We start from the raw sequence: 9,819 nt of genomic DNA, 5'->3' as shown, positions 1-9,819 counted from the left end.
GCTGCCGGCGCCGCGGCGGCGGCGACGGATGCGAGGCGTAGGGCGTGCTTTCTCTTGGGTACTTCTCTTTGCACGAGCAAAGAGAAGTACCTCGGCCGCCGGAGGGCGGACGAAACCAAGGGCAGATCAGTAAACAAACCAAGCAACAGCAAAAGCGGGTTACGGCGCTATCGCGCCTAACCCGCCCTACGGCTTATGGCTGGCCTCGCAGCCGCGCGCTTACTCCACGCGGTAGTTCGGCGCTTCCTTGGTGATGGTCACGTCGTGCACGTGCGACTCCTTGATGCCCGCCGAGGTGATCTTCACGAAGCGCGTCTTGCTGCGCATCTCTTCGATGTTGCGGCAACCGGTGTAGCCCATGCTGGCGCGCAGACCACCGACCATCTGATGCACGATGGCCGCCATCGGGCCCTTGTATGGCACGCGGCCTTCGATGCCTTCCGGGACCAGCTTCTCCACCTCGCTGGTGGTGTCCTGGAAATAACGATCCTTGGAACTCTGCGCACCGCTCATCGCGCCCATGGAACCCATGCCGCGATAGCTCTTGTAGGAACGGCCCTGATACAGCTCCACCTCGCCCGGCGCCTCCTCGGTGCCGGCCAGCATGGAACCCACCATCACCGCCGAGGCTCCGGCGGCAATGGCCTTGGCGAAGTCGCCGGAATAACGCACGCCGCCATCGGAAATCAGCGGCACGCCCTTGTCGGCCAGGGCCTTGGCCACTTCCATCACCGCGCTGATCTGCGGCACGCCCACGCCCGCCACTACACGCGTGGTGCAGATCGAGCCCGGGCCAATGCCCACCTTCACCGCATCGGCACCGGCTTCCACCAGCGCCAGCGCCGCCGCGCCGGTGGCGATGTTGCCGCCCACCACCTGGATGCGGTCCCCGTACTGCTGCTTGATCAGGCGCACGCGGTCGAGCACACCCTGCGAATGGCCGTGCGCGGTGTCCACCACCACCAGATCGACGCCGGCTTCCACCAGGGCGTGGACGCGCTCTTCGGTGTCGCCGCCGGTGCCCACCGCCGCGCCAACGCGCAGGCGCTGCGCATCGTCCTTGCAGGCATTGGGATAGTCGCTGGACTTCTGGATGTCGCGCACCGTGATCATGCCGCGCAGCTGGAACTTGTCGTTGACCACCAGCACCTTCTCGATGCGACGTTCCTGCAGCTTGGCAATCACTTCCTCGCGCGAGGCGCCTTCGCGCACCGTGACCAGGCGATCCTTGGGGGTCATCACCCGCGACACCGGCTCGCTGTAGCGCGTTTCGAAGCGCAGGTCGCGGCTGGTGACGATGCCGACCAGATCGCTGCCGTCCACCACCGGCACGCCGGAGATCTTGTTGGTGCGGGTGAGCTTGATCACCTCGCCGATGCTCATGCTCGGCGGCACGGTGATCGGATCGGTGATCACCCCGGACTCGTGTTTCTTCACCGCCCGCACTTCCGCAGCCTGCCGCGCCACGGTCATGTTCTTGTGGATGATGCCCAGACCGCCTTCCTGGGCCAGGGCGATTGCCAGCTTGGCCTCGGTGACGGTGTCCATCGCCGAGGACAGCAGCGGGATGTTGAGGGTGATGTCGCGGGTCAGGCGGCTGCGCAGATCGACCTGCCGGGGCAGGACGTCGGAATAAGCCGGCAGGAGCAGCACGTCATCAAAGGTGAGCGCTTCGGACTGGATACGCATGGTGGCTGCGGTCGTCATGGAAGCAGGTCATTATATCTTATGCCCGCCACGCCCGCCCCCCGGACTGTCTACCAGGTCAGCGAACTCGCCGAAATCGTCCGCGCCCTGGTCGAAGACGCCCTGCCCCGCGTCTGGGTGCAGGGTGAGCTGTCCAATTTTTCCCGGCCCGCCTCCGGACACTGGTATTTCACCCTCAAGGACACCCGCGCACAGCTGCGCTGCGCGATGTTCAAGGGCGCCAATTTCCATGTGCGGCCGATTCCGAAGGACGGTGATGCGGTGCTGCTGCGCGCGCAGCTCTCGGTGTACACCGCGCGCGGCGATCTGCAGCTGATCGTCGAGCATCTGGAACCGGCCGGTGAGGGCGCGCTGCTGCGCGCCTTTGAAGAACTCAAGCGCAGGCTCGCTGCCGAAGGCCTGTTCGACGAACACCTCAAGCGCGAGCTGCCGAAACTGCCGCGCGCCATCGGCCTGATCACCTCCGGCTCCGGCGCCGCCCTGCACGATATGCGCAGCACCCTGGCGCGGCGCTATCCCCTGGCCCCGGTGTATCTGTACGCCGTGCCGGTGCAGGGCGCCGAGGCGCCGCCGGCCATCGTCCGCGCCCTGCAGGAGCTGCCGCGCCGCGCGCCGGTGGAAGTGATTCTGCTGGCGCGCGGCGGCGGCTCGCTGGAAGATCTCTGGGCCTTCAATGACGAGCGCGTGGCGCGCGCGATCCGCGCCTGCGCCGTGCCGGTGATCAGCGGCGTGGGCCATGAGGTGGACGTGACCATCGCCGACTTCGCCGCCGATCTGCGCGCGCCCACGCCCACCGCCGCCGCCGAACGCGTGGCGCCGGACATCGCCGACTTCCTGCTGCGCCTGCGCCGCGACGAGGATCGCAGCCGGCTCGCGCAGCGCCGGCGCCTGCAGCAGCTCGCGCAGCGCAGTGACGAACTGCAGCGGCGCCTGCTGCGTCAGCATCCGGGCCGGCGCCTGCAGGAACGCAGCGCGCGTCTGCGTGAGCTGCAGAGCCGCCTGCTACGCGCGCAGGGCCGGCTGCTCAAGGATCAGGACGGTCGTTTGTCGCGGCAGCTGATGCAGCTGCGCGCGCAGGCGCCGGCGCTGCGCTTGCGCGAGGAAGGGCAGGGCCTGGCCCAGCTCACGCAGCGCCTGCGGCTGGCGCTGGCGCGCAAGCTGTCCCAGGCGCAGACGCAGCTGGCGGCGCACAGCGCGCAGCTCGGCAGCCTGAATCCGCGCGCGGTCCTGCAACGCGGTTACGCCATCGCGCTGGACGAATCCGGACAGGCTGTCACCGACGCCGCACAGCTGCGCGCCGATCAGCCGCTGGCCCTGCTGCTGGCGCGCGGCCGCGTGCAGACCCGCGTCGAGCACATTGCTCCGGAAGGCTCGCAGGATCACGAAGGATAGGTAAAATCGTCGGTCCGCTCCCCTTTCGCGAGACCCGTCATGGCTTGGTTACAGCTGCGCGTGCATACGCGCCATCCGGAATTCGCCGAGGAAGTGCTGCTGGCCCACGAGGCTGCGGCGGTGAGCTTCATCGATGCCGTGGACAACCCGGTGCTGGAGCCGGCGCCCGGTGAAACCCCTTTGTGGCAGGACACCGTGACGCTCGGCCTGTTCGCCGAGGCCACCGATCTTTCCACGGTACAGGCCAGCCTGCGCGAGCTGCTGCCCGATGGCGCCGAGCTGCGCTACAGCAGCGAGCTGATCGAGGATCAGGACTGGGTGCGCGTCTGGCTCAAGGACTGTCCGCCGCTGCAATTCGGTGCACGGCTCTGGGTGGTGCCGCATGAGAAAGCCGGCGAGGTGAATCAGGAACAGGCCGTGCTCCTGCGCCTGGATCCGGGCCTGGCCTTCGGTACCGGCACGCATCCCACCACCGCGCTGTGCCTGCAGTACCTGGCCGAGCTGCATGAGGCCGGCGAACTGCAAGGCAAGACCGTGCTCGACTATGGCTGCGGCTCCGGCGTGCTGGCGATCGCCGCGCTGCTGCTGGGCGCCGAACGCGCGGTGTGCGTGGACATCGATCCGCAGGCGCTGCTGGCCACGCGCGAGAACGCCGCCGCCAATGGCGTGGCCGAGCGCCTCAGCGTGATGCTGCCCGAGGACTATCAGCCGCTGGCCAGCGATGTGATCATCGCCAATATCCTGGCCAATCCCCTGATCCGTCTCGCCCGCGAGATCAGCAGCGCCGCGCACAGCGGCAGCCGCCTGGTGCTGGCCGGTCTGCTGGATCGGCAGGCCGACGAGGTGCGCAATGCCTACGCTTCCTGGTTCGACTTCGACGAGGACGTCTCGCAGGAAGGCTGGACCCGGCTGTCGGGCCGCTGCCGCGTGCCGGCGCTGATCGCCTACCGGCGCATCGGCAAGCTGCTGTGCACCGCCGGCCAGCCGCGCACCGAACATTTCGCCATGCTGCGCGATGCCGGCGTGCAGGCGGTGATCAATCTGGCCGTGCCCAGCTCGCCCAACTACCTGCCCGACGAGGCCATGCGCTGGCGCGCGCTGGGCGTCGACTATCACGCGCTGCCGGTGCCCTGGGACGCGCCGCAGGCCGCGCACCTGGAGGAGTTCATCCGCGTGATGGAAGCCTGGCGCGAACGCTGCGTTCTGGTGCATTGCGCGCTCAACAAGCGCGCCTCGGTATTCGTTTATCTGTATCGCGTGCTGGTCTTGGCGGTGCCGCGTGAGATCGCGGCGCAGGACCTGTATGCCATCTGGACCCCCAATGCCGCCTGGCAGCGCCTGATCGACGAACAGCTCGCTGCCGCCAGCATCAGTTAAATAATCCGGCCCGATCTCTTTTTCCGGCACTGCCGGGGGAGTATCATTGCCGCCCCCCATGAGCATTGGCGTGGCCCGACGACCTTGATCGCGGGCTGGAGTTTCTTTCTATGTCATCGCTGCGGTCATCCGACATCAAACCGCTGGGCCACTCGGTCTCGGAGTGCCTGGACGATTTTTTCCGCACGCTCAACGGCCACGCGCCGCAGAATCTCTACGACCTGTTCCTGGATCAGGTCGAGCCGCCGCTGCTCAAGTCCACGCTGCGCTATTGCCACGGCAATCAGTCGCGCGCCGCCGAGATGCTGGGCCTGAATCGCGCGACGCTGCGCAAAAAGCTCAAGCATCACAAGATCAAGGCGGAGTCGCCGTAAGGCGGTTCGCGCCTCGTTTCGACTCATACCTGCCTGCCGCAGCCCGTCGCGGCCCCACGCCAGCCTTAAAAGACCGCCTGCGATGAAGACCCCTGTGCGCCGCGCCCTGCTGTCCGTTTCCGACAAATCCGGCATCGTCGAATTGGCCAAGGCCCTGGCGCAGCGCGGCGTGGCGCTGCTCTCCACCGGCGGCACCTTCAAGCTGCTGCGTGAAGCGGGCCTGGACGCCACCGAGGTCAGCGCCCACACCGGCTTTCCCGAAATCATGGACGGCCGCGTCAAGACCCTGCACCCGAAGATCCACGGTGGCCTGCTCGGCCGTCGCGACATCGACGCCGCCGTCATGCAGCAGCACGGCATTGCCGATATCGATCTGCTGGTGGTGAATCTCTATCCCTTCGCCGCCACCATCGCCAAGCCCGATTGCACGCGCGAAGACGCCATCGAGAACATCGACATCGGCGGCCCGGCCATGCTGCGCGCCGCCGCCAAGAACCACGCCTGGGTTTCGGTGCTGACCGATCCGGCCGACTACGCGCAGGTGCTCGCCGAGATCGACGCCGGCGGCGTCACGCAGGCCACGCGCACGCGCCTGGCGGTGAAGACCTATGCGCTGACCGCGCGTTATGACGCCGCCGTCTCGGCCTATCTGTCCAGCCTGCACGAAGACGGCAGCCGCGAGGCCTTCGCGCCGGTGTTCGGCCTGCAGCTGGACAAGGTGCAGGACCTGCGCTACGGCGAGAACCCGCATCAGCGCGCGGCCTTCTATCGCGAGCGCGAAGCCCAGCCGGGCAGCATCGCCGCCGCGCGCCAGCTGCAGGGCAAGGAACTCTCGTACAACAACATCGCCGATGCCGATGCCGCGCTGGAGTGCGTGAAGAGCTTCACCAAGCCGGCCTGCGTGATCGTCAAACACGCCAATCCCTGCGGCGTGGCGGTGAACGAGGAAGGCATCCGCGCCGCTTACGAGCGCGCCTTCTCCACCGATCCCACCTCTGCCTTCGGCGGCATCATCGCCTTCAACCGCGAGCTGGACGGCGACACCGCCAGGCTGATCGTCGAGCGCCAGTTCGTGGAAGTGATCATCGCGCCGCGCATCAGCGAGGCCGCGCGTCAGGCCGTCGCCGCCAAACAGAACGTACGCCTGCTGGAATGCGGCGACTTCCCGCCCGAGCCGCTTTCGTCGCTCGACTACAAGCGCGTCGCCGGCGGCCTGCTGGTGCAGGACAATGACACGCGCCTGGTGCGCATGGATGAGCTGAAAGTCGTGAGCAAGCGCGCCCCCAGCGAGGCCGAGATTCACGATCTGATCTTTGCCTACAAGGTCGCCAAGTTCGTGAAGTCCAATGCCATCGTCTACGCCCGCGAGCGCATGACCATCGGCGTGGGCGCCGGCCAGATGAGCCGCGTGTATTCGGCGAAGATCGCCGGCATCAAGGCCGAGGACGAGAAGCTGGTGGTGGCCGGTTCGGTGATGGCCTCCGACGCCTTCTTCCCGTTCCGCGACGGCATCGACGCCGCCGCCCGCGCCGGCATCACCGCCGTGATCCAGCCGGGCGGCTCGATGCGCGACGCCGAAGTGATCGGCGCCGCCGATGAGGCCGGCATGGCGATGGTGTTTACCGGCATCCGTCACTTCCGGCACTGAAGCTCCGGCACTGCAGCAGGATCAGCTGCAGAAGCGGCGTCTTTTGAAGCGGTGATCCGCTCTCAGCGCGACACCGGCCGCACGCTGATGTCGCCGCTGAAGCTGTGCAGGGACACCTGTCCGCGACCACCGCCGATCTTGGCGGACATCTTGCGCAAGCCATGTTCGCCGCCGCCGAATTCATTGTGCAGCTCGCCGCTGAATGTCTTCAGCTCCAATGAGGCATCGCTGCTGCGCGGCAGTTCCAGGCCGATGTCGCCGGACAGCGTTTCGGCGCGCAGCTGCGCGTTGGCGTCCAGCGCCACGTTCAGCTGCAGATCGCCGGAGACACTCTGCAGGCTCAGCTCCTTGAACGGTCCGCCCTCCACCTGCAGCTGGCCCGAGACCGTGTCCGCATTGAGCGTGCCGCGCAGATCACGCAGCACGATATCGCCGCTCACCGAGCTGAGCTTGGTCTGCTGCGCCGGCGCGCGCAGCTGCAGATCGCCGCTGACCGTGCTGGCCTGCACCTGTGTGCTGCCCACATCCAGATTCAGATCGCCGGACACGCTCTGCACCTGCAGCGGACCTTTCACACCGCGCAGCTGCACCTGCGCACTCACGGTCTTCAGCTCCAGGGCCACGCGTGCCGGCACGCGCAGGCGCAGCTCGGAATCATCGAAGCTGCCGCGCAAGCGCGAGGGATAGCGCACCACGATCTGCAGATCGCGCGCATCGCCGCGAATCTCCAGGGGTTCGGCGTTCTCGCCCAGCTCGCCGCTGATCATCACCTCGTTGCGATCCCAGGCGCTGATCTCCAGGCTGCCGGCGGGGTTCTCCACGCGCAGCTTGCCGTCGGCGGCCAGCGGCCGGGTCTGCTGGATCGCCTGCGGTTCGCCGGCCCGTGCCGCCAGCGGCAGCAGCAGGACCATCATCATCAAGCGCATCTTCATCGGGGCATCTCCTGGCGTAGCGCCTTCAGCTCGCCTCGCGCAGCAACTCATGCAGCTGCGCATCATGTTCTTCGGTCCGCTGCAGCAGACGCTGCAGGAACTCCGCATCCGGATCCTGTTGCAGGGCCTGGCGCAGCTGCTGGCGCGAGCTGCGCGCGATCTGCAGATTGGCCTTGATCAGCGCACGGCTCTGGCCCAGCACCGGCGCACCGGCAAGCGGGGCCGTTGTCCCGGGCGAGACGATGAGCGTCTGCGCCGGCAAGGAACCCTCGGGCTGCCGCTGCGCCACCGGCAGGAAGCCCAGCCCCAGGGCCAGCGTCAGACCGGCCGCCATCGCCAGCCCCAGGCCCGCACGCAGGCCCTGGCGCCGGCGCGACGGCAGGCGCATGGCGATCTCCGGCCACAGATCACACTGCGGCTCGGCGTCCAGGCGCAGGCCGCGCAGTGCCGGCAGACGGTCCTCGTCGCGATCCTCGTTCATGACAGCCATTCCTTCATCAAGCGACGCGCACGATGCAGCTGCGCCTTGGAGGTGCCCACCGCGATGCCGGTCAGCGCGGCGATTTCCTCGTGTCCATATCCTTCCACATCAAACAGCAGCAGCACCGTGCGTGCACCCTTGGGCAGACGCGCCAGGGCGCGCTCCAGATCGGCGTGTTCGCCGGCGGCAGCCGGCGCGTCCTGCTGCGGCAGCTGTTCGTCCGGCACGTCCTCGAAACTGATCCAGCGCTTCAGCAGCCGATATTCGCCGAGCACCAGATTCACCGCCAGACGATGCAGCCAGGTGGAGAACTGCGCCTCGCCGCGAAAGCTGGCCAGCTTCTCCCAGGCGCGCACGAACACATCCTGCGTGTATTGCTCGGCCTTGGCGCGGTCGCCCTCGCAGAGCCGCACGCACAGACCGTGCACGCGCCCGACATGGCGACGGTAGAGCTGTTCGAAGGCGCGCGCGTCCCCGGCGGCGGCAGCCACCGCCAAAGCCTGGTCCGCGTCCATCACCTGCCCGGCAGCCGCCTCCACCCGCGCTCCTTTCTGCTCGTCGCCAGCCCGGCGCGGCCAGGCGCCCAGACTTGTCCCCTCACTGATCAATGCTGCGCTCATCGCGGTTAAGATGCCGCAAAAGCCTGCCGCGTTTAAATCCGCCCCGTCGATTCCTCCGCATGCTGCACGAGCGCGTCACCACCTGGTATCTGCAGATGCACTCGCCGCAGGCCCTGCGCCCGGCGCGCCCGCTGCAGCCCGAACCGCTGCTGATGCGCGCCGAGCAGCCGCTGCCCATGCTCAACCGCTTTCTCTACACGGCGGTGGGCGGACACTGGTTCTGGCGCGACCGCCTGAACTGGTCGTATGCGCGCTGGCAGGCCTGGCTGGACCGCCCCGAGCTGGAAACCTGGGTGCTCTACGTGCGGGGCACGCCGGCCGGCTATATCGAGCTGGAAGCGCAGTGCGAAGGGGATGTGGAGATCGCCTATTTCGGCCTGATGCGCGAGTTCAGCGGCCAGGGTCTGGGCGGTCATCTGCTCACGCGCGGCCTGCAGCGCGCCTGGGCGATGCCGGGCACGCGGCGCGTGTGGGTGCATACCTGCTCGCTGGACGGGCCGGCGGCGCTGGCCAACTACGAGGCGCGCGGCATGCAGCGCTATCACGAAGCGGTGCATGAGCAGCTGCGGCCCGAGCAAGCCGACGGCCCCTGGCCCGGCTGGGATCGCGAGGACCGCGCTCAGTAACCGGCGTTGGCGCGCAACCAGTCGAAGCGCTGCTGCCAGCGCTGGCGCTGGTTTTCCGCCAGGCCCGGCGAAGCGAGCAGCCGCAGCAGGTCCGCAGCCGGCGGTCGCGTGGCCTGCTTGAGCTGCCAGTATTCACGCAGACTCACCGCCTGCGGCTCGCGCGCCAGCAGCTGCAGGGTATCGCCGGCCTGCGCCGTGCCCGTCTGCAGCACGCGGTAATACCAGCCGGCGATGCCCTCGCGCTCGATCAGCTGCGCCAGCCCGTCTACGCCGAAGCGCGCGTCGATCTTCCAGCACGGCGTGCGCGGCTGACACAGCTGCAGCCGCGCACTGCCCAGGGCGAAGACATCGCCGATGCAGACGTCTTCCTCGCGCAAGCCGCTGCTGCTGAAGTTCTCGCCGATGTTGCCGGGCGCAAAAGCGCCGCGCACGGGCGTGAAGGCTGCGGCGAAGCGCGCGTAATGCTCGGCGGGAAACTGGTGCACGGCCTTGTCCGGACCGCCGTGCACGCGGCGGTCGGCCTGCACATCGCCGGCAATGCCTTCGCGGCCGATGCTCAGCACGTCGCGACGCGGCGTCTTGAAGATCGCGGTGGGCCGGCCGTCATCGGGCATGGCCTGCGCCAGGCCGGTGTAGATCGCGTCGATGCGCACCTGCATCGC

General features: G+C 68.0%; 10 protein-coding genes. 5 read left to right on the top strand and 5 right to left on the bottom strand.

What is annotated here, in order from left to right:
* Positions 1 to 219 precede the first annotated feature (219 nt).
* On the bottom strand, positions 220 to 1,689 hold the full coding sequence (guaB, locus tag BMY12_RS04150; RefSeq protein ID WP_093282475.1) for an IMP dehydrogenase: 1,470 nt from the start codon (positions 1,687 to 1,689) through the stop codon (positions 220 to 222).
* A gap of 39 nt (positions 1,690 to 1,728) precedes the next feature.
* Between guaB and xseA the strand changes: the two genes are divergently transcribed.
* The 4 genes from xseA (at position 1,729) to purH (ending at position 6,498) form a co-directional block, all read left to right on the top strand.
* The gene (gene xseA, locus BMY12_RS04145) at positions 1,729 to 3,099 is read left to right on the top strand and encodes an exodeoxyribonuclease VII large subunit (RefSeq protein ID WP_093282416.1); all 1,371 of its coding nucleotides are present in this window, start codon (positions 1,729 to 1,731) and stop codon (positions 3,097 to 3,099) included.
* 39 nt (positions 3,100 to 3,138) lie between these two features.
* A complete protein-coding gene (prmA, locus tag BMY12_RS04140) occupies positions 3,139 to 4,476 on the top strand; it encodes a 50S ribosomal protein L11 methyltransferase (protein ID WP_093282413.1) in 1,338 nt (445 codons plus the stop codon).
* Positions 4,477 to 4,586: 110 nt separating this feature from the next.
* A complete protein-coding gene (locus BMY12_RS04135) occupies positions 4,587 to 4,850 on the top strand; it encodes a helix-turn-helix domain-containing protein (protein ID WP_093282411.1) in 264 nt (87 codons plus the stop codon).
* 82 nt (positions 4,851 to 4,932) lie between these two features.
* Positions 4,933 to 6,498, top strand: a complete 1,566-nt coding sequence (purH, locus tag BMY12_RS04130) for a bifunctional phosphoribosylaminoimidazolecarboxamide formyltransferase/IMP cyclohydrolase (protein WP_093282409.1) — start codon at positions 4,933 to 4,935, stop codon at positions 6,496 to 6,498.
* Between the two features lie 62 nt (positions 6,499 to 6,560).
* On the opposite strand, the gene BMY12_RS04125 is transcribed toward purH, so the two are convergent.
* The 3 genes from BMY12_RS04125 to BMY12_RS04120 are packed head-to-tail and all read right to left on the bottom strand — an operon-like array spanning position 6,561 to position 8,450.
* Positions 6,561 to 7,430: a DUF4097 family beta strand repeat-containing protein gene (locus tag BMY12_RS04125; RefSeq protein WP_177188830.1), complete on the bottom strand. Its 870-nt coding sequence runs from the start codon at positions 7,428 to 7,430 to the stop codon at positions 6,561 to 6,563.
* A 25-nt stretch (positions 7,431 to 7,455) separates the two neighbouring features.
* Positions 7,456 to 7,911, bottom strand: coding sequence for a hypothetical protein (locus BMY12_RS19900; protein WP_143068835.1), 456 nt, complete (start codon positions 7,909 to 7,911; stop codon positions 7,456 to 7,458).
* The gene (locus BMY12_RS04120; protein WP_245732342.1) at positions 7,908 to 8,450 is read right to left on the bottom strand and encodes an RNA polymerase sigma factor; all 543 of its coding nucleotides are present in this window, start codon (positions 8,448 to 8,450) and stop codon (positions 7,908 to 7,910) included. The genes BMY12_RS19900 and BMY12_RS04120 overlap by 4 nt, the downstream gene beginning before the upstream one ends.
* 140 nt (positions 8,451 to 8,590) lie before the next feature.
* On the opposite strand from BMY12_RS04120, the gene BMY12_RS04115 reads away from it, so the two are divergent.
* Positions 8,591 to 9,157, top strand: a complete 567-nt coding sequence (locus tag BMY12_RS04115; protein ID WP_093282402.1) for a GNAT family N-acetyltransferase — start codon at positions 8,591 to 8,593, stop codon at positions 9,155 to 9,157.
* Here BMY12_RS04115 and BMY12_RS04110 read toward each other — a convergent pair.
* A complete protein-coding gene (locus BMY12_RS04110; protein ID WP_093282399.1) occupies positions 9,151 to 9,816 on the bottom strand; it encodes an MOSC domain-containing protein in 666 nt (221 codons plus the stop codon). The genes BMY12_RS04115 and BMY12_RS04110 overlap by 7 nt on opposite strands.
* Between the last annotated feature and the right edge of the window lie 3 nt (positions 9,817 to 9,819).

Origin of the sequence: Solimonas aquatica, assembly GCF_900111015.1 — a bacterium.
Taxonomy (GTDB): Bacteria; Pseudomonadota; Gammaproteobacteria; order Nevskiales; family Nevskiaceae; genus Solimonas; species Solimonas aquatica.
Note: the sequence above shows the minus strand (reverse complement) of the source record. Positions and strands in the feature narration are given on the sequence as shown.